This window comes from Sphingomonas sp. 22R3R2A-7, from assembly GCF_036856055.1.
GTDB lineage: Bacteria > Pseudomonadota > Alphaproteobacteria > Sphingomonadales > Sphingomonadaceae > Sphingomonas.
In genome coordinates, this window is the sequence record NZ_JASPFR010000001.1 from 1,064,570 (window position 1) to 1,088,681 (window position 24,112).

Below are 24,112 nucleotides of genomic sequence, written 5' to 3' on the forward strand. Positions count from 1 at the left end.
CGTTTCGCCGGGCGTCGATGTCCCCTTCCCCTGCGCGATCCGGATCGGCTAGCAGGGTCACCATGACCTTCGACCGTCGCACGCTGCTCGCGCTTCCGCTCGCTGCCGGGCTCGCTCCCGCCGCGCTGGTTTCCGATGCTGCCGGCCAGTCCGCGGCGGCCACTGGCACGACGCGTCTGCCCGGTGACCCCGTCTGGCCGCCCGCCGAACGGTTCGGCCTCTGGCCCGGCATTCCGGCCGGTGCGCCAACGCCGCTGCCCCGCCCGCGTCCGATGATCACCGGGCGCCCGGGCCAGTATCGCGACGTCCAGATGCGCGGCGTCGTCCAGCCCGAGGTCGGCGTCTTCCGCCCGCAGCGCCCCGACGGGCGCGCGGTGCTCGTCTGCCCCGGCGGCGGCTATTCGATCACCTCGCTGCGGAACGAAGGGATCGACGTCGCGCGCGTGCTGAACGGCTTCGGCATCACGGTGTTCGTGCTCAGCTACCGCTTGCCCGGCGAAGGCTGGGCGGATCGCGCCAACGTGCCGCTGTCGGACGTGCAGCGTGCGATGCGGCTGATCCGCGCCAATGCGCGCCGCTATGCCATCCGTCCCGATACGCTCGGCGTGCTGGGCTTTTCGGCGGGTGGGCATCTCGCCGGCTCGCTCGAGATCCATCACGGGCTGGAGGTGTATCGCCCGGTCGATGCCGCCGACCGCCAGTCGGCGCGTCCCGCCTTTACCGGGCTGATGTACGCCGTCTCTAACATGGATCCCGGCCGCAGCCATGGCGGGTCGCGCGCGCAGTTGCTCGGCCCCGATCCGGATCCGGGGATGCAGGCGCGCTATGCGATCGACCGCAACCTGCGCAACGGCGACTCACCGCTGTTCCTGGTGCATGCGGAGGACGACGACACCGTGCCCGTCGCCAACAGCCTCGACATGCTCGCCGCCGCGCGCCGTGCGGGTATCCCCGTCGAAGCGCACATCCTGCGCCGCGGTCGCCACGGATTCGGCACGCGCCTGCCCGTGAGCTCGCCGGGCTCGCTCTGGCCGCAGTTGTTCGACCGCTGGATGCGCGAAGCGATCGGCCCCGAAGCGCCGCTCTGACGGCGGGTATGCGCGACTGGTGTTAGCCGAACACCCGCTTCAGCGACCGCTCGAGCATCAGCAGCTGCCACAGCGTCCGGCCATGCTGGGCACGCCCGCCGCGATGCGCCTCGGCAAGCGCGGTGATCGCCGCCATGTCGAACCACCCCGTCTCGCCGAGCATCCGCGACGACCCCAGCGCACTCGCCTCGCCCGCCAGCGCGCCGCGGAACCACGCGCTGATCGGCGTCACGAACCCCATTTTCGGGCGATACAGGATGTCCTTGGGCAGATACGGCTCCATCGCCTTCTTCATCAGCCACTTCCCCTGCCCCGCGTGCAGCCGCATCCCGACGGGCAGCGTCGCGCAGAATTCGATCAGCCGGTGATCGAGCAGCGGCTCGCGCGCCTCAAGCCCGACCGCCATGCTCGTCCGGTCGACCTTGGTCAGGATATCGCCGGGCAGCCAGTGCTTGATATCGGCATATTGCGCACGGTCGATCGCATCACGCGCGGGCGCATCCGCCATGCTCGCGACATAGCGCTCCTCCGCCCGGTATCCGCCAAGCGCGACCCGCGCCACGCCCGAGAACAGCTGTGCACGAACCTCGGGTGCCGTCACCCCGACCGACCGCGCATAGGCCTCGCCGCCGCCCGCCGCGAGCGCGAGCAGGGTCGACTTCGCGCGAAACGGTCGCGGCGCCCAGTCGGCCTTGGGGTAATGCCGCCCCAGCGCCCCGAACACCTGCGTCCGCAACGACGCCGGCAGCATGCCGCGCACGCGCTCCTCCGCCGCCTGGAACCGATAGCGCCTGTAACCCGCGAGCGCCTCGTCCGCGCCATCTCCCGACAGCGCGACCGTCACCCGCTCGCGCGCCAGCGCGCAGACCTGATAGGTGGCAAGCGCCGATCCGTCCGCAAACGGCTCGTCGAACGCCGCGACGAGCGTATCGATCAGCGCGAAGTCGTTCGTATCGACCACCCGCTCGACATGATCCGTCGCGAACCGCCGCGCGATCGTCGTGGCATAGGTCCGCTCGTCATGCCCTGCCTCGTCGAAGCCGATCGTGCAGGTCCGGACCGCGCGCGGACTCGCCTCCGCCATCAGCGCGACCACTGCCGAGCTGTCGACCCCGCCCGACAGGAACGCACCCAGCGGCACGTCGGCGACCATCCGCGACCGCACGCCCGCGCGCATCCGCTCGACCAGTTCCTCGCCCAGCGCCTTGGCAGAGCCCGTCGCGCGATTGGAGAAATCGACGTCCCACCAGCGCCGCGGCGCGGGCACGCCGCGCCCGCGCTCGATCAGCAGGAAATGCCCCGCGGCGAGCTTCTTGACGCCCGCGACGAGGCACGCGTCGTCGGGGACATAGCCGAGCGCCATGTAATCCTCGACCGCGGACAGATCGGGCGCACGCCGCACCAGCGGATTGGCGAGCAGACCCTTCAGCTCGGAGGCAAACGCGACTGACCCGTCAGCCAGCTCGACATAGTGCAGCGGCTTCACCCCGAGCCGGTCGCGCGCGAGGAACAGCACGCGCGCGCCCGCGTCGTGAATCGCAAAGGCGAACATCCCGTTCAGCCGGTCGAGCATCGACGGCCCCCAGGCGCGCCACCCGTGCAGCAGCACCTCGGTATCGCCTTTGGTCCGGAACCGCGCGCCGCCCGCGATCAGCTCGGTTCGCAGCTCGGCGAAATTGTAGATCTCACCATTGTAGCTGATCGTCAGATCGCCGTCCGACATCGGCTGCGGCGAGCCTTCAAGGTCGATGATCGACAGCCGGCGATGCCCCAGCCCGACGCCCGGCGCGGTCCAGATGCCGTCGCCGTCGGGACCACGATGTGCCTGCGCGGCGATCATCGCGTGGATACGGTTGGGATCGACCGGCTTGGGGATGCCCGGGTGGAAGATCCCCGCGATACCGCACATCTAGCGCAGCCCTGCGGCGTGATCGGCGACCGCGCCGACCGGCCCCAGCGCCTCGAGAAACCGCGCGATCGGCCGTGCGTCCGCCCCCTCGACCGACACATGTATCGCCACCGCGCGCTGCGGTCCGCCCAACAGCCGCGCCTTCATCGTCTCGATCTTCACGATCATCCCGTCATCGGTGGTAGCATTGCCGACCCGGTACCACGTCGCGACGATGCGCTCCACGGGTCCGGGCGCGGTAATCCGCATCGCCGAGCCACGCGCGCCCGCGGCGTCCGCGACCGCCGGCAGGTCGGCGACGCGGACCCAGCGATCCTCCTCGCGCAGCACCCCCGTGCCGAACGCGATCAGCTCGTGCCCGTCGCCCTGCCGCCCGAACACTGCAAGGCTCATGTCGACGGTCGCGCCCGAGGCGTCGGCATAGCGGCCGAACAGATAATGGTCGGCGCCCGGATACCAGGGCATCCACGGCGCGCGGACGCTGACATCGACGCGGTGCCAGCCCGGCACGTCGGGCAGCGTGATCTGCGCGGGCAGCGCCTGCCGCCGCCCCGCGACTGCCGCACTCCACGCGGGAAACGCCAATGCCACCGCCAGCACGAGCAAAGTGACGATGGCGAGATCGCCACGATAGCGCGGCATTGCCTGTAGCTGCGCAGGATCGAAGGCGGGATCGTCGGGCGCGCGATCGAACCAGCGCCAGCCGATCGCCAGCACGGCGGCCATCACGAGCGCGAAGAACAGCCAGCCATAGACGATATGATCGATTCCCGTCGCCGCCTCGACCGAGGTCAGCTCGGCCGCCCAGATCGTCCCGAACGCGCGAAACCCGTTGGCGATGACGGGCACGACCACTGACACCGCGAGGAACACGGCGCGCCGCCGCCACGACACGAAACAGACATTGGCGACGAGCACCCCGAACGCGACCATCGCAATCACGAACTTGGCGCCCGAGCACGCCTCCGCCACCTCGAAATAATAGCGACCGGCATGGATCAGCACGCCGTCGACGACCGCGGGCACGCCGACCAGATGCAGCAGCGGCATGACGATCGCGACGGTCATCGCCTGCAACGGCGGCTCGATCCCCTCGCCGAAGGGCACGAGGAACACCGCATAGCCGAGCGGAAACAGCAGCCCGCGCGCGACATTCGGCCCGAGGATCGTGACGATCGCGCCCTGCAGCATCATCACCAGCCCCAATTGCCGCGCGAGATTGACCGACGCCGCATCGCCCATCAGCCACCCCGCGCCGCCGACCGCGACCAGCGCCAGCCCCGGCCACCAGCCAACCGGCGTCAGTTGCGCGAGCTCGCCACGACGCTGCCACACCAGCCAGGCGATCACCGGGCCGATGAACAGACAGTGCCCGAAGGTCGTGCTGGTCCACCAGATCGTCGTCAGATCGGCGACGTCGCGGCGGAACAGCGCGAGCAGCGCGGTCGCCGCGATGCCGAGCGCGAGCAGATGCCGGGGCCAGGACGTCGCCAGTCGACCGGTCACAACGCGGTCCGGTCGCGGTCCTCGAACCCGAACAGCGCATCCAGCGGCGCGAGCCGCGCATCCCAGCCATAGCGTCGCAGCACCTGCGCACGCGCCGCCTGCCCCAAAGTCGCGGCTGCGGCAGGCGTATCCAGCACCGCGCAGACCTGCGTTGCGAAGTCGGCCGCGTCCGCCGCAACGCGGATCGTGCCGGCGTGGTCGATGCCTTCCGCCGCCGCCGCCGAGGCGACGACCGGCCGCGCCATCGCCATCGCCTCCAGCACCTTGTTCTGGATCCCGCGTGCGAGCGTCAGCGGTGCGACGCACACATCGGCTGCGGCGAGCCAGCCGCGCACATCGTCGACCGCGCCGGTGACGGTGATGGCATCGTCTGCCAGTGCCTGCACCGCCGGGGTCGGCGCGCGACCGACGATCGCGAACCGCGCCGTCGGATGTCGCGCGCGGATCTGGGGGAGGATGTCGCGCGCGAACCACGTCACGGCTTCGATGTTCGGGCGGTAGTCCATCTGGCCGGTGAAGACGATCAACGGGTCGTCGCAACTGCCGCCTGGTAGCGCCCCACCCTTTACCTCCCCAGCCTGAACCGCCCCAGCCTGAACCGCCCCACCCAGCGCCTCCCCGGCGGAGGCCGGGGTCCAGTTGGGGGACGTCGATGACGACGGACTGCTCGTCGTTACTGCGACCTTTCCAACTGGGCCCCGGCCTTCGCCGGGGTGGAAAGCAAGGATTGCACCCTGCCCAGCCGGATCGAACGTCGCCGAATCGATGCCGTTCTCGACCGCGAGGATGCGTCCGGTCGCGCCGCCTGCGCGGAACAGCGCTGCCTCGGCCTCGCTGACGAACAGGCTGGCCGAGACGCCCGCCGCGATCTCCTGCTCGAACGCGCCCAGCAGCCGCGCCTCGCGACGCATCATCCAGCGCATCGGGCCACGCGAATCGTCCGCGAAACCCGCGAACTTGGCGGAGTCCATGTCGACGAAATCCATGACCACGCGCGCCCCGTCATCGGGGAGATACTGCGCCATCTGTCCCGAGAAGCAGTAGATGCCGCCGACCTGTGGCAGGATGCGGTCGACCGCGACCTGCATGGCGGAAGACGCGAACGCCGTGAGCGATACGGGCTTGCCAGTGGCCAGCGCCTCGATCGCGGCACGCGGCTGCGACTTGCCGCGTGGCAGGATCGTGCAACTCGCCAGCATGTCCGTGAAGGCCACAGGCGGATCGAGGTCCGCCGCGTCGTCGGCAAACGCTACCAGATGGACGCGCATGCGCTGCGCCAGATAGCGGAGCACATGAAAACTGCGGATCTTGTCGCCGCGATCGGGCGGAAACGGCACGCGGTGCGCCAGGAACAGCAGGTCGCTCACCCCAGACCCCGGGAGATCCACGGTCCCGCGAGCTTGGCCGCCCAGAGCGGCATCTTCTTCCAGCTCCGCACCATCAGCGCATATTTGGGGTTGAGCGGATTGACCTCGCGCGCCGGCCCGTCGCTACGCTTCGCATAAAGCCGCGGCACCGGCGTGAAGCCCCAGTTCTTCTTGAACGCGGCCGCCCCCGTCCCCGTCTTCGACCGTCCGAAATCGAACCGTGTACAGCCGCGCGCGCGCGTGCGCCATCAGCGCGAAATACATCCGGTCATTCGCGCGCAAGCCGCGCGCTGCCTCGATCCCGCCCCCCAATAGGGATAGACCGTGCCCCCGAAATACAGGCTGAGCACGCTCGCGACCGCCCGCCCCTGATGCCGCACGGTCAGCACGTCCGCATCCATCGTCTCGACGACAGACCGGAACAGCCGCGCCGGAAAGACCGGCGTCCCGAGGTTGCGGACCGATTCGGCATAGACCCGGTAATGCTCGGCGAGCAGCGCGCGATCGTTCCCGGTCACGACGTCGAGCGCATAGCCCAGCGCACGCCGCACCTCCGCGCGTTGCTTGCGCGGGATGGCGAGGAGTTCCGCATCGTCATCCGCGGCCAGATCGCGCGCAAAGCCGAGATAGCTGTCCGCGTCGCTCTCCCACCCCGCCGGCACCGCGCCACCGCGCAGCTCGACCGAAGGGCAGCCGATCCGCTGCGCCAGAGCCCAGGCCGCCGCCGCCAGCGGTTCGACCACCGCATCGCCCAGCACGCCGCCATCGACCGCGAACCCCGCGGAGACCAAGGCGCGCCCGAACAGTGGCGAACGCATCTCGGTCAGCGGCAGCACGCCGACGATCGCGCCGCCCTGTTCCGCCACCAGATAGCGCGCGCGCTGCCCGCAGCCGCGTGCGACCGCGATGCTCCACGCGGGCAGATGAAACGGCGTCCCCCCTTCGGTCGCGGTCACGAACGCCGCGATCCGCGCGCGATCGCCCGCGTCTTCCAGATCGGCCTCGCGGACCATGGCCGTCGTCACTGCAAACGGCCCGCCTCGGCTGCGACCACCGCATCGACGCGCCCCCAGTCATGCCGCCCGATCAGCCCGCGCAGCTTGCCCGCCATCGCCCCGAGCCGCGAATAATGCCGGATCTTCGAGCGCAGCGGCGCCGCGGCGACACGCGGCTGGCCCGGATCGATCTCCCAGGGGTGGAAATAGAACATCGCCGCGCGGTCCTGCGCGTTCACCTGGCGCACCGCGAAATCCATCAGCGCCGACGGCAACAGCCGGAAGAACCCGCCCCCCGTGGCGACGCGCCGTTGGCCGAACTGCGCAACGGTCACCGGCACTTCGAGCAGCGTGGTGTCGGGCAGCGGCCTGAAGGCGAAGCGCGGCGCGTCGCGCCAGCCGTAATGATCGTGGACGAGCGGTGCGACGCTCGACGAATAGGCATAGCCCTCCTCGGCCAGCACGACGTGCGCCCAGGGGGTACGCTGGTCGATCGAGAAGCTGGGCGCACGATACCCCGTCACGCGCTGCCCCGCCGCATCCTCGATCGCCGCGCGCGCGCGGGCGAGATCGGCGCGAAACAGGCCTGCATCCATCGTGAAGACGCGCTGGTGATCCCAGCCGTGGCTGGCGATCTCGTGCCCCGCATCGACGATCCGGCGGATCAGTCGGGGATAGCGATGCGCAACCCAGCCGAGCGTGAAGAACGTCGCCCGCACCTCGCTTTCGGCGAACAGCGCGAGCACCGCATCGGTATTCGCCTCGACGCGCGGCTGGAGGCTGTCCCAGTCGCCCTTGTCGATGACCGTCTCGAACGCGCCGACCTGGAACCAGTCCTCGACGTCGACCGACATGCCGTTCAGGATCGTCCGCTGCGTCATCCGGTCAGGCCGCGTCGTGCCAGTGCGCAGCCCCGCGGATCGGCGCGTAATCGGGCTTGGGCTCGTCGCCCTCGATCCAGTCGACGAGCAATGTCAGGATCCGACGCATCGCCTGATCCTGCTGTTCGACGCGCGCCTCCAGCGCAGCCACGCGATCGCTGATTGCCGGGTCGGTCATCATGGCGGCCGGCTCGGCCGCCGCCACGGCGGCGGGCTGGACGTCTGGCGCAGGCTTTGCCGCCGCCGTCGTGACGACCGGCATATCGGACATCAGGTCGCGCTGCACCGTGCGCACCACCTCGCCGTCGATCACGCGCAGATCCTCGATCGCGGCATACAGCATCACGCGACCGGCGAGCATGTTGAGCCGCCGTGGTACGCCGTCCGACCCGTGGTACAGCGCGGTGAACGCATCGTCCGCAAAATCGGGATTGCCCTGCCAGCCGACCACCGAAAGACGGTGCGCGATATAGTCGGCGACCTCATGCTCCTCCATCGGATCGAGGTGGTGGATCGCGATGACGCGCTGACGCAGCTGCTCGAGCCGGTCCGACCCGTGCAGCCGGTCGCGGAATTCGGGCTGGCCGAGCAGCAGGATCTGCAGCAGCGCGTGCCCGCCCGTCTGGAAATTGGACAGCATCCGCAATTCCTCGAGCGCGGACACGGGCAATGCCTGCGCCTCGTCGACGATGAGCAGCGTTCGCTTGCCCGTGCGCGCGACGGCGTGAAGCCCGCGTTCGATCGCCGTCAGCAGCTGTGCCTTTTCGAGCCCCGCCGGATCCACGCCGAGCGCGGTCGCGATGATCCGCAACAGGTCGTCCGCCTCGATCGCGGTCGACACCAGACGGATCGCGTTCAGGCTCTCATGGTCGATCGTGTCCATCAGATGCCCGACCAGCGTCGTCTTGCCCGCGCCGATGTCGCCGGTGATGACGATGAAGCCCTCGCCCTGCGCCAGGCCATAGCCGAGATACGCCATCGCCTTGCGATGCGTCCCCGTCTCGTACCAGAAACGGGGGTCCGGGGTGAGCTGGAACGGGCGTCCCGTCAGTCCGTAATGTTCGTCGTACATCTGCCAAATATCCTAGAACTGATACCGTGCACCGAGCAGCGCCTGCGCGGACCAGTCGCTGTCGAAATCGCCGACCTTGAAGCTGTACAGTCCGAGCGACGCGGTCGTGCCAAGCCGTCCGAAATTATGATAATAGGTCCCGGTCGCGCCATAGGACCACACGCCGTCGTCGCCCGTCGCGATCAGCCCGCTGCCGGGCTGGCCGCCAGACTGCCCGCCCAGCTGCGTCTCGAAATAGTTGACGAACGCGGTGGCGTTCAGACCCGACACCGCACTGAGCGAGCGGCCGTAATAGAGCTGACCGTAATAGCTTTCGTCCTCGAGCCCGCTGACCACGAGCCCGGGGGCACCGTCGGGCGCATACAGCTTGCGGCTGGCATAGCCGATCCCGCCGCCGAACGTGTTGCGCCCACGCGTCGCGACCAGCACCGCGTCGATCCCGCGCGCGCGGTAGCTCGACGTCGAGATCGACTGGAACACGTCGTCGAGGCACCCGCCCGGCGCCGCACCGGTCGCACCGAACACGCACCCGTTGAACTGCTGCGCAAAACCCTGGCTCGGCGAGATGAAGCTCGTCGGCAGGTTCGCCAGTCCGGTGCGCAACTGCCGTCCGAACGTCTGCACGCCGTCATACACGTTGACCGCGAGCCCGACGTCCTTCGATGCCTGATAGGTCGCGGTCCCCGTGAAGCTGAGCGATCCGTATCGCTCGCCGACGCGCGCCGCGACCGAGGTGCGCCGGTTCGGCCGCCAGATCACACCCGCGTCATAATATAGCCCGTCGGTGCGATACGCGATCCGGCGCGGCGATCCGGGCGCGGTCCGGAACCGGCCGTCGCTGTCGAGCACGGGAACGCCCGTCGCATCGACCAGCGCGTCCTTCTGGCTCGTCTCGATCTTTTCATAACCGACGCCCGCGGTCAGCGCGACATAGGGCGACACCGGCAGCAGCGCGTCGCCGCGACCGAAATACCCTTCGTAGCGCTGGCTCAACTGCCCCGCCGTCTCCCGGTCGTAGCCCGCGCTCGCGGTCAAACCGACGGGCAGCAGCGTTCCCGGCCGGAACCCCGCGCTCGCCGTCGCGGTGTGCCCGACCGAATCATCGTAATAATCGAGCCGTTGCCCGCCGGTCGCCGTCGTCCCGAACGTCGGCGTCTCGACCTTGGTATAGCCGAGACGGTAATTGGCGTTGACGACGACGTCGCCCGACTGCGCGTTGAAGCTCGGACCGCCATACACCGCATAGACCTGCGCGATGTTCGACACGTTGCCGACCAGCACGCCGGGCGCGGCACCACGGATGTCCGACCGCGACCGCGTCGCGATGCCCCCCGCCTCGAGCGACAGGTTCCGGGTCAGCTGCGCATCGACGCGCGCGAGACCCGAATGGATATCCGTATCGCCGATGTCGTCGTCATAGGAGAACCGGCGCTCGTAGCGATAGCTCAGCTGCCCGTTGACGCGCGCGGTCGCGACCGCCGCATCGACGCCCGCGGCAAGCGAGGTGTAGGTCAGCACGTTGCTGTCGCCGCTCAGGTCGGCGGCGAGGATCTGCGTCGCCTCGATATACGGCACGACCACGACCCGGCGCGTGGCCCCGCCCGCGGACGACGCATCGGCCTGGGCCAGCGCGGGCGTGGCGAACAGCGCCGCCGTCCCGCCGATCATGGCCCGAAATTTCGTCACCTCGCGCCTCCCTGATCATAATAGCTGCCGAACCGCGCGCCGCCGGGGACGAACGATACCGCGTTCAGGACGAGTTGAATATGCTCGCAGCTGTCAAGCCGCTGAACCGCAGCGCGAACCTCGCCCTCCGGGGTCCGATCCGCGCGCACCACGAGCATCACCTGCCCAACCAGCATCGCCAGCACGCCGGCAGGCGACGCCGCGAGCGCGGGCGGCGAATCGAAGATCACAATGCGGCGCGGATCGGCCGCCATCAGCCGCGACAGCACGTTGCGCGTCCGGGCGCTGGCGAGCAGTTCGGTATCCATCGCGGTCTTGCGACCCGCAGGCAGGATCGACAGATGCGGGACGTCGGTCCGCACCACGAGCGTCTCGACGTCGATGCTGGTATCCGCCAGCGCGTCGAGCAACCCCGGCGCATCGGTCAGCCCGAGTTGCTTCAGCACGTCGGGCTTCGCGACGTCGGCATCGACCAGCACCACCTCGGTGTCACGCTCGGCGGCGATCGACATCGCCAGGTTGATCGCACAGAATGTCTTGCCGTCGCCCGGCCTTGCCGAACACACCAGGATCGTCCGCGCGCGTTCGGATGCGCCGTCGATCTCCGCGATCCGCGCGCGCGTGATCAACAGCTGCCGCTTGATCAGCCGGAATTCCTCGGCGAGCGGGCCGACCGGCGCACCCGGCACCATCATCCCGTTGGCCGCGAGCATCCCGCGATCGATCATGGCGACGTCGCCGGGCTCGTCGGGCAGATGAAACTCGTCGGGCAGCTCCTGCCCGATCGGCGCGCGCAGCTCCTCGGGAATCGCGAGAAACGTCGGATCGGTGAAGACCGCCGCGTCGGGATCCGGCACCGATCCGGCCCCGGTTCCGGCGTCCGTCATCGTCCGGTCGGCCGTCCTTGCCGACGCCGGATCCACCAGCGGCGGCACCGCGGCGCGGCTGCGCACGTGCTGGCTGAAATCATAGACCTTGGCGGCGCGCTCCAGCAGCGAGGCTTCGCGCGCGCGCGACCCGGTCGATGCCGGCCGCTTGTCCGATGATGGTGTCGTGTCGGGCATGGTCATGTCCTCAGGCCGCGAGGCCGCGCTGCAGGATCTCGACCCCGAGCAGCAATATATACGCACCGCCGAGCGCCGCCGTCCCGCCGAGGAACAGCTTCAGCTGCTTGGCGCGGTGATCGGATTGCGTCCGCGTGACGACCTCGCCGATCGACCCGATGACGGGCATGCCCGCGGTCCGCTCCAGCTTCGCGCTCGTCGGAAACGTCCCACGGAGCTGGCCTAGCGCGAACGCTCCGCCGATCCCCGCGCCCAGACCTGCGATCAGCACCCCCGTCAGCAACAGCATCCGGTTCGGCGCGCTCGGCGTCTGCGGCGTCGTCGGCGGATCGATCACGCTAAACTTCACGCGATCGGTCTGCGACTGTGCCTGCCCGCGCAACGCGATCTGTTCACGCTGCGTCAGCAGCTGGTCATACTGGTCCTTGAGCACCTGGTAATCGCGGTCGATCGATCCCTGCTCGGCGGCGACCGTCGGGTCTTCGGACAGCTTGGCGTTGAGCTGCTCGAGATCACCCTGCAATTGGGCCTTGCGGATCCTCAGCGACGCGACTGCGGCCTGCTTGTCCGCCATCATCGCCTGCAACGACACGTAAAGCGGGTTCGGCGTCGACCCTGCCCCCGAGCCACCCGACAACGGCTCGCTCCGCGCGGCGGAGGTGGCCTGGGCAAGCTGTGCCTTCAGGGCGATCACGTCGGGATGGCTCTCCGTATAGCCCCGTGCCCGTGCATCCGCGAGCTGGCCCTGGATTGCCGACAGCCGCGCGCGTGCGGGTCCGGCGGTGCCCGCGGTCCCGCCGCTGCCCGCAACCGACTGCGGCGTGCCCGCCATCTGCCCCTGGACCGCGGCAAGCCCGGACTGCGCCGCCGCGAGGTCGCCATCGACCTGTGCCATATGCGCACGCGACGCGCCGATCCGGTCGCCGACCGATCCGGTGCCCGGCAGTGATCCGAGATAGCGGTTCTGGAAATCCGCGCGCTTGGCCTCGGCGTCCTGCAATTGCTTCTGTCGCTGCTCAAGCTGCTTGTCGAGGAACGACAGGCTCTGGCTCGTGCTCGTCCGATCGCCCGCCAGATTGGCCTCGACGAAGATGTCGATCAGCTTCTGCGTGATCGTCCGCGCAAGCTTCGGGCTCGCGGCGGTCGTCGCGATCTCGAACAGATTGTCCTGCGCCGAGGTCACCTTGATGTTCTGCGCCAGGCTCGCGACGCGGTCGGCGACGTCGCGGTCGCTGGCGACCGTGTTGGCGAGGTCGGTCCCGCGCACGACCTTCTCCAGATTGACCGCGGAGGTCAGAGTCTGGCGGATCGTGTCGATGCTCGTCTGGCTCGACGGCGTCGGTTGGTCCATGCTCGCAGGCAGCAGCGACTGCATCTGGACGAAGACGCGCGCGCGCGATTCGTAGCGGCTCGGGATCTGCGACACGAACAGCCAGCCCAGCACGCACACGCCCCACGCCACCGCGAGCGCCAGCCAGCGTCGCGTCCAGATCGCGTGGAGCGCGACCCGCACCTCGTCGTAAATGCCGTTCATGCGATCACGTCCCTCAGAACATCGATTCGGGGATGATGATCACGTCGCCGGGCTCGAGCCTGACATTGGCTGACGAATCGCCCTTCTTCAGCAGGTTCGAGATCTGCAGCGAGAATTCGGTCTGCTTGCCGCTCGCGCGGTCGTACCGCACCAGCCGCGCCTTGTTGCCCGCGGCATATTGGTTGAGCCCGCCGACCGCGATCATCGCGTCGAGCAGCGTCATGTTCGCGCGGTACGGGATCGAGGCGGGCTTTTCGGTCGCGCCGACGATGCGGACCTGCTGGCTGTAGGTGCCGCTGAAATTCTCGACGATGACCGACACGATTGGGCTCTTAACATATTCGCCGAGCGCGATCTTCATGTCGTCGGCCAGCTGTGCCGGGGTCTTGCCGACCGCGGGCATGTCGTTGACCAACGGCGTCGTGATCCGGCCATCGGGGCGGACCTGCACCTTCGACGACAGCTCGGGATTGCGCCAGACGAAGATGTTGAGCTGATCGAGCGGCCCGATCACATATTCCTCGCCCGGCAATTCCTTGTTCGCGACATAGGCCGCGGGCGGGAGCACGGGCCGGCTGCCGCCGCTCGTACACGCGCCGAGCGTCGACGCTGCGAGCCCCAGGATCGTCAGGGAACGGGATACGGGTCCGGAACGCATGGGCACTTATTCTCCTGGCGCCATACCGGCCGTCGGACGTCCGACAGCCGGCTAAACTCATGATCGGCTATGCAGGGAACAGGTGAAGATAGCGTTAGGAGCGCCCCGTAACCATGCTCCCCTCGGCGCGGTGGCTGGGGTTAGACTGGAGTAACGATCTCGCGCGCCGGAGGATGCCCGAGAAACGCCGCGGGGCTCGCGCTCGCGCCATAAGCGCCCGCCAGGAAGATCGCGACGAGGTCGCCGACCGCGACCGGCGGCAGCGCGACCTTGTCACCCAGCCTGTCGAGCGGCGTGCAGAGCGGCCCCACGACCGACACCGTGTCGGCGGCCGGATGCCCCATCCGCGTCGCCACCGCGATCGGATAATTGCGGCGCACGACCGTCCCGAAATTGCCGCTGGCCGCGAGCTGGTGGTTCAGCCCGCCATCGACCACGACGAAGGTCTCGCCTTGGCTCTGCTTCACGTCGATCACGCGTGTCAGGTAGACGCCCGCCTCCGCGACCAGCCACCGCCCGAGCTCGATCGCGAACCGCGTCTCGCGCAGGATCGCCGCGCGGTCGTCGAGCGCGGCGCGCAAGGCTTCACCGACCCGCTCGACGTCGAGCGCAACGTCGCCCGCGAAATACGGCACGCCGAACCCGCCGCCGAGATTGACGAGCGGCGGCGCCACGGCAGCCTCTTCCGCCAGCCGCGCCGCGAGCGCGATCGTCGCCGCCTGCGTCTCGATGATCGCCCCCGCATCGAGCGCCTGGCTGCCCGCATAGATGTGAAACCCGCGCCAGTCCGCACCGGCCGCGACGATCGCCGTCACCAGCGCGGCGGCCCGGACGGCATCGACCCCGAACGGCGACGCCCGTCCGCCCATCCGCATGCCCGATCCCCGCAGCTCGATATCGGGGTTCACGCGCACGGCCATCCGCGGCGCGATGCCCAGTCGCTCACCGATCGCAAAGCCGCGTGCCGCCTCGCCTTCCGATTCGACGTTGAGCGTCGCCCCCGCGCGGATCGCCGCCGCGAGTTCGTCGTCGCGCTTGCCCGGCCCGGCGAAGCTGATCGCCGACGCGCGCTTGACGTCGAGCGCGGTCGCGAGCTCGCCCGCCGATGCGACGTCGAGCCCGTCGACCAGCGGCGCGATCGCCGCGAGCAGGTCGCCGTGCGGATTGGCCTTGATCGCATAATGAAGGTCGATCGCGGGCATCGCCGCGCGAAACCGCGCGATCCGGGCCGCAACGATCGCGCTGTCGTAGACGAAGAGTGGCGTGTCGCCGGCCTGCGCGACCCAGTCCGCCGCCGACCGCCCACCGATCACCAGCGGCCCATGCTGCTGCGCGAACTCAGGCGAAAATGCACCCATCGGCTTCATTGCGCGCCCTCCTCATCCGCGGCGGACCAGGACCTGATCTCACCCGCGATGGCAGACCTGTCCAGCTTCCCATTGGCATTGCGCGGCAATTCGTGTCGCCACAGATATACGCCCGGCTGCATGAAGCTCGGCAGCGCGGTCCGCAACCGCGCTCGCAATGCGGCCTCGCCTGACGCATCGCCCGCCAGCATCACGATGATCGCCTGTCCCAGTCGCGCGTCCGGCACGCCGACCGCGACCGCTTCGTGCGCCTCGCCGCCCGCCAGAACCGCCTCTTCCACCTCGAGCGGGCTTATCCGGTTGCCCGCGCTCTTGATCATCTCGTCGTCGCGACCGACGAACCGGAGCAGGCCGTCCGCCCCCTCGATGACGGTATCGCCCGACCAGACCGCCATTCCCCCGCCCGAACCGAGTGCCGCCGGCACGGGGCGGAAGCGTTGCGCCGTCCGCTCCGCATCGCGCCAATAGCCCTGCGCGACGAGCGGTCCCGCATGGACCAGTTCCCCCGTCTCGCCCGGCGCCGCACGCGTGCCATCGGGCTTCACGACCCAGACGTCGGCGAACGGGATTGCCCGCCCCATCGCGTCGGGATGCGAATCGATCAGCGACGGGTCGAGATAGGTCGAGCGGAACGCCTCCGTCAGCCCGTACATCGCGTAGATGTCCGCAGCCGGAAACCGTGCGCGCAGCCCCCGCACCAGCCGCGGCGTCAGCGCACCGCCCGAATTGGTCAACCGCGCGAGCCGCGCTGCGGTCGCCGCCGGCCAGTCCGCCTCGAGCAGCTGCACCCAGAGCGGCGGCACACCCGCGAGCGTCGTCGCCCCCACGCGTTCGACGGCCTTCACGACGTCGCGCGCGACCAAGTAGTCGATCGGCGCCACCGATGCGCCCGCCACCCAGGTCGAGAACAGCTGGTTCTGCCCATAGTCGAACGAGAGTGGCAGCACGCCCAGCACGCGGTCGGTGCGGTCGAGCTTCAGGTAATGCGCGACGGAAATCGCACCCAGCCACAGATTCGCATGGCTCAGCATCACCCCCTTGGGCCGCCCGGTCGATCCCGAGGTGTAGAGGATCGCTGCAAGCGTATCCGGATCGGCATCGGACGGCCCCGAGCCCCCATCACGCTGCAGATCGAGCACTGCCTCGTCGACAATTCTGCAGCCCTTGGGCACGTCGCCCGGCTCGAGCGTCGCCGCCCGCGCGCCTTGCGTCACCAGCAGCGCCGCGCCGCTGTCGTCCAGGATATGCGCGACCTGCGCGCGCCGCAGCAGCGGATTGACCGGCACATGGACCAGCCCCGCGCGCGCCGCCGCGAGCGGCATCACGCACGCGACGCGCGTCTTGGGCAGCCAGGTCGCGACGCGCGCACCCTTTGCCAACCCCTGCCCCGCGAGCCAGCCTGCGAGCGAACCAACCGCGATTTCGAGGTCGCGGAACGTCATCGTCCCCGCGCGGTCGATCAGCGCGACATCGTCGGGCACACCACGCAGCGGGAGGTGGTCGATCGGATACGGGACGGGGTCGAGCGGGATCATGATCCCCCCATAGCGCCAAGCCGTTGCCGAATTCACCCCCACAGGCTAGCGGGGCCGGGTTCGTAACGGTTCAGGCGATGCTCGTGATCTTCGAAGGCACTTCCCAAGTCGAAACGACGGTGCGCGCCGTCCTCGCCGACATCCTCGGCCTCGACGCCGGCCGAGTCGCCGCGTTTACCGCCGACACGCCGCTGTTCGGCGCGCTGCCCGAACTCGATCTCGATGGCCGTGGCAAGCGTCCTGACCGAACTCGAGGACCGTCTCGCTATCCTGATCGAGGACGACGAGATCGACGGGGAAATGCTTGAGACGTTCGGCGCGCTCGTCCAGTTTGCCGCGCGCAAGGCGCTGGTCTAGCCTCCGCCGGGATGACCGGCGCGCGCTTCGACCATTATGACTGGGCCGGTGGGCGCGAGGCGACGTTGCGCTTCGGCCCCGACACCGGACCAATCGTCGTCGCCGCACTGCCATTGTTCGAGGAGGCAAACCGCACGCGCGCGTTCCTCGTCGAAATCCTGCGCGCGCTGGCCGGGCGCGGCATCGGCAGCATCCTGCCCGACCTGCCCGGTACCGGCGAGAGCCTGATCGATACGGGCGGCCTGCGGCTGGCCGATCTGCGTCAGGCCTTTGCCACGCTTGCCGGCACACTCGACGCGCCGGTTTACGGGCTCACGATTCGCAGTGGTGCGCTCGTCGATAGCGACGCGCGCCTCGTCGGGCGGTGGCGGCTCGCACCGCAGACGGGCGGTGACCTTCTGCGCGAGCTGAACCGGATCCGCGGCGCGTCGACGATGCCCGACGAGGATGGTTACGCGGGTAACAGCCTGTCCGAGGCGCTGCTCGCCGATCTGCGCGACGCCGCACCGCATGCCGCGTCGCGAACGGTTCGACTCGAAAGCGATCCGCGTCCCGCGGATGCGCGTTATCCCGGCGCGCCGCTGTGGCGGCGATCGGAACCCGGCGGCGACGCGACGCTCACGGAGGCGCTCGCCGCCGACGTGGCCGGGTGGATCGCCACATGCGCCGACTGATCGCGGTCCCCTGCGAGGGCGAGACGCTGGTCGCGACGCTCGACGACGCCGCGGGCGCGACCGGGCTGCTGATCGTGTCGGGCGGCAACGAGATCCGCAGCGGCGCGCACCGCGGCATGGCGATGCTAGCGCGGCGGCTGGCGGCGGGGGGCACGCCGGTGTTTCGCTATGACCGCCGCGGTGTCGGAGATTCGACGGGGGAGAATACGGGCTTCCTCGGCGCGCAGCCCGATCTGGTCGCCGCCGCCGCCGCGTTTCGCGCCGCCGCGCCGCACGTCACGCGGCTGGTCGGCTTCGGCAATTGCGACGCCGCGAGCGCGCTCGCGCTGTTCGGGGGGCGGCCGGCATCGACCGGCTGCTTCTCGCAAACCCCTGGGTGATCGCGCCGACCGACGACCTCCCCCGCCGCCGCGATCCGCGCGCGCTATGCGGCGCGGCTGCGCGATCCGGCCACGTGGAGACGCCTGCTCCGCGGCGGGATCGACCTGCGCAAGCTGGTCCGGGGTGTGGCGAGACTGTCGCGTCCGTCGGGGGAGGTCGAGGGCGACCTCGCGAGCCGGGTCTGCGGCGCGATCGACGGCTGGGCGGACCGCGTCGTCATCCTGCTCGCGACCGGGGATGCGACCGCGCAGGTGTTTGCGGCGCGTTACCGCGGCGCGGCACGGATCGTGCGGCTTGCCACCGGTTCGCACAGCTTTGCCGGTTCCGCCAATGCCGCTGAATTGGAGGCCGCGGTCAGGGAGGCGATCGCCTGCACGCACGATGCACAGCCCCCCACCTCCCATCACTCGTCATCCTGACGAAACTCAGGACCCAGCGTTACGGGCGGTGCCGTTCCTGGCTCTGGATCCTGACTTTCGTCAGGATGACGGAGGGTGGGATGGGACGCTGGCGCTTCCCCCGCCCGTCAGCCGGACGAAAGATGTGAGGGGAACACAGGCACCTCCCCACGCTCGTCATCCTGACGAAAGTCAGGATCCAGGGTTACAGACGATGCCGTTCCTGGTTCTGGGTCCTGACTTTCGTCAGGATGACGGGTGGAGGGGCGTGGATCGGAAGGACGCACGCCCCCGCAGTTACTCCGCGGCTTCGGCCAGTTCGGCGAATTCCGCCGCCGCGAGGAACCGCTCGGCGTCCAGCGCCGCCATGCAGCCCGTGCCCGCGGCAGTCACCGCCTGGCGGTAGACCTTGTCGGCGACGTCGCCGCACGCGAACACGCCCTCGACGCTGGTACGCGTCGACCCCGTCTCGACCGAGATATACCCGTCCGAATCGAGATCGATATGCCCGCGGAACAGCTCGGTGGCGGGGTGATGCCCGATCGCGACGAACCCGCCATCGACCGACAGCCGCGACCGCTCGCCCGTCACCGTGTCCTCGAGCTCGAGCGCAACCAGCCCGGCATTGCCGCCGCCGTCGACGAACTCGCGGACTTCCTTGTTCCACAGCACCGTCACGCCCTTGTGCGCGAACAGCCGCTCCTGGAGGATCTTCTCCGAACGCAGCGAGATCGCGGCGGTGGATCAGCGTCACGTCGGGCGAATGGTTGGTCAGGTACAGCGCTTCCTCGACCGCGGTGTTGCCGCCGCCGATCACCGCGACCTTCTTGCCGCGGTAGAAGAAGCCGTCGCAGGTCGCACACGCGCTGACGCCCTTGCCCTTCATCGGCTCCTCGCTGTCGATGCCGAGCCATTTCGCCTGCGCACCCGTCGCAATGACGAGCGTCTCGCCCTCATAAATGTCGCCGCTATCGCCGGTCAGCCGGAACGGCCGGCTGCTGACGTCGACCTTGACGATCGTGTCCCACATCATCCGCGTGCCGACATGCTCGGCCTGCGCCTGCATCTGCTCCATCAGCCACGGCCCCTGGATGACGTCCTTGAAGCCGGGATAATTCTCGACATCGGTGGTGGTGGTCAGCTGGCCACCCGGCTGAATGCCCTGAACGACGATCGGCGCCATTCCGGCACGCGCGCCATAGATCGCGGCCGACAGCCCGGCGGGCCCCGAACCGAGGATGAGCATGCGGGTGGTATGCGTCGTCATTCTGATATCCTTGGAGAGTCAGACGTCATCTAGGCGATCAACCGTGTGATTTGAACCATCGACAGAACGCTTTGGCCTGCATCGAAACCATTCGCGCTTCGTTGAAGGAGGAAATCGGAGATTATGATGAGCGAAGACCGCACGATTGAGATCGAGGATTACACCGCACCCGCAGGTGGCTGGGGATCGATGAAATCGCTCATCGAGATATCCGCGCGCGAAAAGGTCGGTCCCGAAGTCGTCCGCGAACTCGCACGCCAGAACAAGCCCGACGGCTTTGCCTGCGTCAGCTGCGCCTGGGGCAAGCCCGCGCACCCGCACGTCGCGGAATTCTGCGAGAACGGTGCGAAGGCGACTGCGTGGGAGCTCACCTCGTTCCGCGTCACCCCCGCATTTTTCCAGGAGCATACCGTCAGCGAACTGCTCGGCTGGAAGGATTACGACCTCGAACAAGCCGGGCGCCTCACGCATCCGCTGAAATACGACGCCGCCACCGATAAATATGTCGCGTGCAGCTGGGACGAGGCATTTGCCGGGATCGGCGCGAAGCTCAAGACCTACGACCCCACCAAGGTCATCTTCTACGCCTCGGGCCGCGCCAGCCTCGAGACCTCGTACATGTATAGCCTGCTCGCGCGGATGTACGGCAGCCAGAACCTGCCCGACAGTTCGAACATGTGCCACGAGACGACGTCGGTCGGGCTGAAGTCCGCGATCGGCTCTGCGGTCGGCACGATCCATCTGACCGACTACGAGAAGTGCGACGCGATTTTCTACTTCGGGCAGAACCCCGGCGTGAACAGCCCGCGGTTCCTCCACCCGTTGCGCGACTGCGCGAAGCGTGGCGTCGAGATCGTCGTCTTCAATCCGCTGAAGGAGCGCGGCCTCGAGAAATTCCAGGATCCGCAGAACCCGATCGAGATGGTCACCGGCAAGTCGACGCCGATCGCATCGCAATATCACCAGGTGAAGACTGGCGGCGACGTCGCCGCGATCATGGGGATGTGCAAATATCTGATCGAAGCGGACGACCGCGCGAAGCAGATCAACACGCTGCCCGTGCTCGATCACGCGTTCATTGCCGAGCACACCACACGGTTCGACGATTTCGCGAATTCGGCGCGCCAGACCGACTGGGCGACGATCGAGCATGAGAGCGGCCTGCCTCGTGCCGATATCGAAGCGGCGGCAAAGGTGTATGCGAAGTCGAAGGCGGTCATCGCGGTCTATGGCATGGGGCTGACCCAGCATGTCGGCGGCATCGACAACGTCCACATGGTCGTCAACCTGATGCTCTTGCGCGGGAATATCGGCAAGCCGGGCGCGGGCATGGGCCCAGTGCGCGGTCATTCGAACGTGCAGGGACAGCGTACCGTCGGCATCACCGAGAAGCCCGAACTCGCCCCGCTCGATCTGCTCGCCGAGCAATATGCCTTCGAGCCCCCGCGCGAAAAGGGCTGGGACACGGTCGCCTCGTGCGAGGCGGTCCTCGACGGCAGCGCCCAGGCGTTCATCGGGCTCGGCGGCAATTTCGTCCGCGCCATCCCCGACCATGCGACGATGGAGCCCGCATGGGGCGATCTCGACCTGACCGTCCACATCGCAACCAAGCTCAACCGCTCGCACCTCCTGCCCGGCCAGACCTGCTACCTGCTCCCCTGCCTCGGCCGGATCGAGACCGACATGCAGGCGACCGGCCCGCAGAGCGTATCGATCGAGGATTCGTTCAGCCAGATCTACGGGTCGAAGGGCAAGGCGACGCCTGCCGCGGAGACCCTGCTGTCCGAACCCGCGATCGTCGCCGGGATTGCCAAGGCCACGCTCGCGCCCAACCCGAAGCTCGACTGGGATACGTGGGTCGGCGACTATGGCCATGTCCGTGACGCGATCGAGGTGTCCTATCCCGACATGTTCGGCAACTTCAACGCGCAGATGTTCACCCCCGGCGGCTTCTGGAAGGGCGTCCCCGCGGCACACCGTGAATGGAAGACCGAAAGCGGCAAGGCCGAATTCAACGTACCCCAGTCGCTCAACGTGACCGGGTTCGAGGAGAGCGAAGGCCGCTTCCGCCTGATGACGCTGCGGTCGAACGATCAGTTCAACACCACGGTCTATGGCTATCACGACCGGTTTCGCGGTGTGAAGGGGACGCGCGACATCGTCTTCATGAATGCGAAGGACATCGCACGGCTCGGCATCGCCGACGGCGACGACGTCGATCTGGTCGGTGATGCAGGGTCGAACGCGGACCGGCGCCTTGGCAAGCTGAGGGTCGTCGAATATTCGATCCCGGAAGGCTGTGTCGGGGCCTATTATCCCGAGTGCAACCTGTTGATGCCGGTGTCGCATCACGCGCGCGAAAGCCATGTTCCCGCCGGCAAGTCCGTACCCGTCCGGATCGAGAAATCGCGCTGACGCAGGACAGTATCCTCGGGGTCGTCCTGGCGGGCGGGCAATCCTCGCGCTTCGGGTCGGACAAGGCACAGGCGCTGTTCGGTGACCGGCCGCTCGCGCATCACGCAGGAAACCTGTTGCGGCCCTATGTGGCGGACGTCGTCATCGCTGGGATCGGCGGTACCATCGTCGACCTGCCCGAGCCCGGACTCGGGCCGCTCGGCGGGATAGCGGGCGCACTCGACCATGCCGCGACGCTCGGGTTTACCTCGGTCATGACGATCGCCTGCGACATGCCGGTGCTGCCCGATGGCCTGCTCGCGGCACTCGCGCGCCGTGCGCCCGCCTATTGCAACGATGCGCCTGTGCTCGGCCACTGGCAGGCCGCGTTCGCCGCACATCTGCTCGCGCATATCCAACGGACGCCGCGGCGGTCCGTACGCGGCTGGGCCGAGGCGATCGGCGCGTTGCCGATCATCGCCGCGGGCCCGGTCCCCAACGTCAACACGCCGGCCGACATGGCAGCATTATGACCGTCTCGCGGATCCAGCCGACCACGATCCTGCGCCCCGATTCGCAGACGCGCGGCGAACGCGCGATTGCGGTCGAAGTCCCGGTCGCGATCGAGGTCGACGGGCTCGGCTATGCGGTGATGATGATGACGCCCGCCGACCTGGCCGAGTTCACCACCGGGTTCCTCCTGACCGAACGTCTTGCCGACGCTGCCGACGACGTGCGCGACATCGACGTGTTCGAGGCGGAGGCGGGCTGGATCGTCCGCGTCGGTCTGTCCGACCGGTGCAAGGGGCGAATTCATGACCGCGTCCGCCACCGCACCAGCGACACGAGTTGCGGGCTGTGTGGCATCTCCGGGCTCGAACAGCTCCGCAAACCCGTCAGGACCACCCCGCCCCGCCCGGAGGCGTCGGTAGAGGCGCTGTTCGCCGCGCTGGCGGGGTTGCGCGCGCATCAGCCGCTCAACGCCGCGACGGGGGCGATCCATGCCGCCGCCGCGTGCGACCGGTCGGGAGACGTGCTGGCCGCCTATGAGGATGTCGGCCGCCACAATGCGCTCGACAAGCTCGTCGGCGGGCTGGCGATCCGGCCGACCGAGCCGCCCGCCTTCATCCTCGTCACGTCGCGGATCAGCTTCGAGATGGTCGACAAGGCGCTGGTCGCAGGCGTGGCGATGCTGGTGGGAATTTCCGCACCGACCAGTCTCGCGATCGATCATGCGCGGGCGCACGGCCTGACGCTGCTCGCGCTCGCCCGGAGCGACGCGATCCTGGTCGTCAACGATCCGTTCGGCGTGTTTGAAAATGGTAGCGAAGGAGGGACTTGAACCCCCGACCCCAGGATTATGATTCCCGTGCTCTAACCAACTGAGCTACTTCGCCGTACCGTCTGCAGGAGCGCGTTCGTCCCTGCGAGGCGCGGCCTATAGGAAGCGGATTCGAGGCGGTCAAGCAAACATGTGCCGGGAAATCGCTTCCCAGGGTCCGCCGCGGTACCACCACGCACCCAGACCGGCGATCTCGACGTCCCGCGATACGAAATCACGCTGCAGGTTGCCGAGCAGCAGCTTGGCGACCGACGGATTGACCTTGTTCTGGATCGTGACGTGCGGACGCCAGCCGCCCGCGTCCTGCGGCGTCAGCATCCCCGTGAAGGCATCCGCCAGTCGCGCACGGATCCCGACCAGCTCGGGCGATTCGATCCGGTAGGCGACGCCGCGCCCCAGCGACATCAGCCCGCCGATCCGCGCCCGCGGTGCTGGCAGCCCGCGCGTCTCCTGGTTCAGCCGGTGCTTCAGCTCGTCGAGCCCTGACGGTGGCAGGTGGTGGAACAGCGTCAGGTGCAGAATCGAGCTGGTTGCGCTCGGGCGGAAAATGCTCGCGCCGCATGGCGTCGAAGAACGCCGTGTCCTGCCGCCCGAACAGCGCCGTCACGATGATCGGCGCAGGCACTATCTCGGTCAT

Annotated in this window: 18 protein-coding genes, 1 tRNA gene and 4 pseudogenes; 8 read left to right on the plus strand and 15 right to left on the minus strand. The window is 68.6% G+C overall.

What is annotated here, in order from left to right:
• The first annotated feature begins 62 nt into the window (after positions 1-62).
• The gene (locus tag QP165_RS05035; protein ID WP_333994176.1) at positions 63-1,088 is read left to right on the plus strand and encodes an alpha/beta hydrolase; all 1,026 of its coding nucleotides are present in this window, start codon (positions 63-65) and stop codon (positions 1,086-1,088) included.
• A 22-nt stretch (positions 1,089-1,110) separates the two neighbouring features.
• On the opposite strand, the gene QP165_RS05040 is transcribed toward QP165_RS05035, so the two are convergent.
• The 12 genes and pseudogenes from QP165_RS05040 to QP165_RS05095 form a co-directional block, all read right to left on the minus strand.
• Positions 1,111-2,997, minus strand: coding sequence for an XrtA/PEP-CTERM system amidotransferase (locus tag QP165_RS05040; RefSeq protein WP_333994178.1), 1,887 nt, complete (start codon positions 2,995-2,997; stop codon positions 1,111-1,113).
• On the minus strand, positions 2,998-4,503 hold the full coding sequence (xrtA, locus tag QP165_RS05045; RefSeq protein ID WP_333994180.1) for an exosortase A: 1,506 nt from the start codon (positions 4,501-4,503) through the stop codon (positions 2,998-3,000). It lies immediately after the preceding gene.
• Positions 4,500-5,870 carry a glycosyltransferase gene (locus tag QP165_RS05050; RefSeq protein ID WP_333994182.1) on the minus strand — a complete coding sequence of 457 codons (1,371 nt, stop codon included), beginning with the start codon at positions 5,868-5,870 and terminating at the stop codon, positions 4,500-4,502. Before QP165_RS05050 ends, xrtA begins: the two co-directional genes overlap by 4 nt.
• Positions 5,867-6,883: pseudogene (locus tag QP165_RS05055) on the minus strand (FemAB family XrtA/PEP-CTERM system-associated protein). Before QP165_RS05055 ends, QP165_RS05050 begins: the two are co-directional and overlap by 4 nt.
• A gap of 8 nt (positions 6,884-6,891) precedes the next feature.
• Positions 6,892-7,746 (minus strand): XrtA system polysaccharide deacetylase, encoded by an 855-nt coding sequence (locus tag QP165_RS05060; protein WP_333994184.1) that lies wholly within the window; start codon positions 7,744-7,746, stop codon positions 6,892-6,894.
• Positions 7,747-7,750: 4 nt separating this feature from the next.
• Positions 7,751-8,818: an XrtA/PEP-CTERM system-associated ATPase gene (locus QP165_RS05065; RefSeq protein ID WP_333994186.1), complete on the minus strand. Its 1,068-nt coding sequence runs from the start codon at positions 8,816-8,818 to the stop codon at positions 7,751-7,753.
• A 12-nt stretch (positions 8,819-8,830) separates the two neighbouring features.
• Positions 8,831-10,504: a hypothetical protein gene (locus QP165_RS05070; protein WP_333994188.1), complete on the minus strand. Its 1,674-nt coding sequence runs from the start codon at positions 10,502-10,504 to the stop codon at positions 8,831-8,833.
• Positions 10,501-11,568 (minus strand): AAA family ATPase, encoded by a 1,068-nt coding sequence (locus QP165_RS05075; protein WP_333994189.1) that lies wholly within the window; start codon positions 11,566-11,568, stop codon positions 10,501-10,503. Before QP165_RS05075 ends, QP165_RS05070 begins: the two co-directional genes overlap by 4 nt.
• A 10-nt stretch (positions 11,569-11,578) precedes the next feature.
• Positions 11,579-13,102 carry an XrtA system polysaccharide chain length determinant gene (locus QP165_RS05080; RefSeq protein WP_333994192.1) on the minus strand — a complete coding sequence of 508 codons (1,524 nt, stop codon included), beginning with the start codon at positions 13,100-13,102 and terminating at the stop codon, positions 11,579-11,581.
• 13 nt (positions 13,103-13,115) lie between these two features.
• A complete protein-coding gene (locus QP165_RS05085; protein WP_333994194.1) occupies positions 13,116-13,760 on the minus strand; it encodes an XrtA/PEP-CTERM system exopolysaccharide export protein in 645 nt (214 codons plus the stop codon).
• Positions 13,761-13,900: 140 nt separating this feature from the next.
• Complete coding sequence (locus QP165_RS05090; RefSeq protein WP_333994196.1) at positions 13,901-15,127, minus strand: pyridoxal-dependent decarboxylase, exosortase A system-associated; 1,227 nt, start codon at positions 15,125-15,127, stop codon at positions 13,901-13,903.
• Positions 15,124-16,662 carry an acyl-CoA ligase (AMP-forming), exosortase A system-associated gene (locus QP165_RS05095; RefSeq protein ID WP_333994198.1) on the minus strand — a complete coding sequence of 513 codons (1,539 nt, stop codon included), beginning with the start codon at positions 16,660-16,662 and terminating at the stop codon, positions 15,124-15,126. The genes QP165_RS05090 and QP165_RS05095 overlap by 4 nt, the downstream gene beginning before the upstream one ends.
• A gap of 77 nt (positions 16,663-16,739) precedes the next feature.
• On the opposite strand from QP165_RS05095, the pseudogene QP165_RS05100 reads away from it, so the two are divergent.
• The 4 genes and pseudogenes from QP165_RS05100 (at position 16,740) to QP165_RS05115 (ending at position 18,493) form a co-directional block, all read left to right on the plus strand.
• A pseudogene (locus QP165_RS05100) lies at positions 16,740-17,019 on the plus strand (acyl carrier protein).
• Positions 17,020-17,030: 11 nt separating this feature from the next.
• A complete protein-coding gene (locus tag QP165_RS05105; RefSeq protein WP_333994200.1) occupies positions 17,031-17,693 on the plus strand; it encodes a hypothetical protein in 663 nt (220 codons plus the stop codon).
• The gene (locus QP165_RS05110) at positions 17,681-18,073 is read left to right on the plus strand and encodes a hypothetical protein (RefSeq protein WP_333994202.1); all 393 of its coding nucleotides are present in this window, start codon (positions 17,681-17,683) and stop codon (positions 18,071-18,073) included. The genes QP165_RS05105 and QP165_RS05110 overlap by 13 nt, the downstream gene beginning before the upstream one ends.
• Before the next feature lie 126 nt (positions 18,074-18,199).
• Positions 18,200-18,493, plus strand: coding sequence for a hypothetical protein (locus QP165_RS05115; RefSeq protein ID WP_333994203.1), 294 nt, complete (start codon positions 18,200-18,202; stop codon positions 18,491-18,493).
• A 276-nt stretch (positions 18,494-18,769) separates the two neighbouring features.
• On the opposite strand, the pseudogene trxB reads toward QP165_RS05115, so the two are convergent.
• Positions 18,770-19,739 (minus strand): annotated as a pseudogene (gene trxB, locus QP165_RS05120) (thioredoxin-disulfide reductase).
• A 126-nt stretch (positions 19,740-19,865) separates the two neighbouring features.
• Between trxB and QP165_RS05125 the strand changes: the two are divergent.
• Genes QP165_RS05125 through fdhD form a run of 3 tightly spaced genes read left to right on the plus strand, consistent with a single transcriptional unit; the run spans position 19,866 to position 23,475 of the window.
• Positions 19,866-22,154, plus strand: coding sequence for an FdhF/YdeP family oxidoreductase (locus QP165_RS05125; protein ID WP_333994206.1), 2,289 nt, complete (start codon positions 19,866-19,868; stop codon positions 22,152-22,154).
• Complete coding sequence (gene mobA, locus QP165_RS05130) at positions 22,061-22,666, plus strand: molybdenum cofactor guanylyltransferase (RefSeq protein ID WP_333994209.1); 606 nt, start codon at positions 22,061-22,063, stop codon at positions 22,664-22,666. Before QP165_RS05125 ends, mobA begins: the two co-directional genes overlap by 94 nt.
• A complete protein-coding gene (fdhD, locus tag QP165_RS05135; RefSeq protein ID WP_333994212.1) occupies positions 22,663-23,475 on the plus strand; it encodes a formate dehydrogenase accessory sulfurtransferase FdhD in 813 nt (270 codons plus the stop codon). The genes mobA and fdhD overlap by 4 nt, the downstream gene beginning before the upstream one ends.
• Here the strand turns inward: fdhD and QP165_RS05140 are convergent.
• Together QP165_RS05140 and QP165_RS05145 are read right to left on the minus strand one after the other, a co-directional pair.
• Positions 23,454-23,530 (minus strand) — tRNA-Met (locus QP165_RS05140). The two genes, fdhD and QP165_RS05140, sit on opposite strands and share 22 nt — an antisense overlap.
• Positions 23,531-23,595: 65 nt before the next feature.
• Positions 23,596-24,112 (minus strand): annotated as a pseudogene (locus QP165_RS05145) (2'-5' RNA ligase family protein).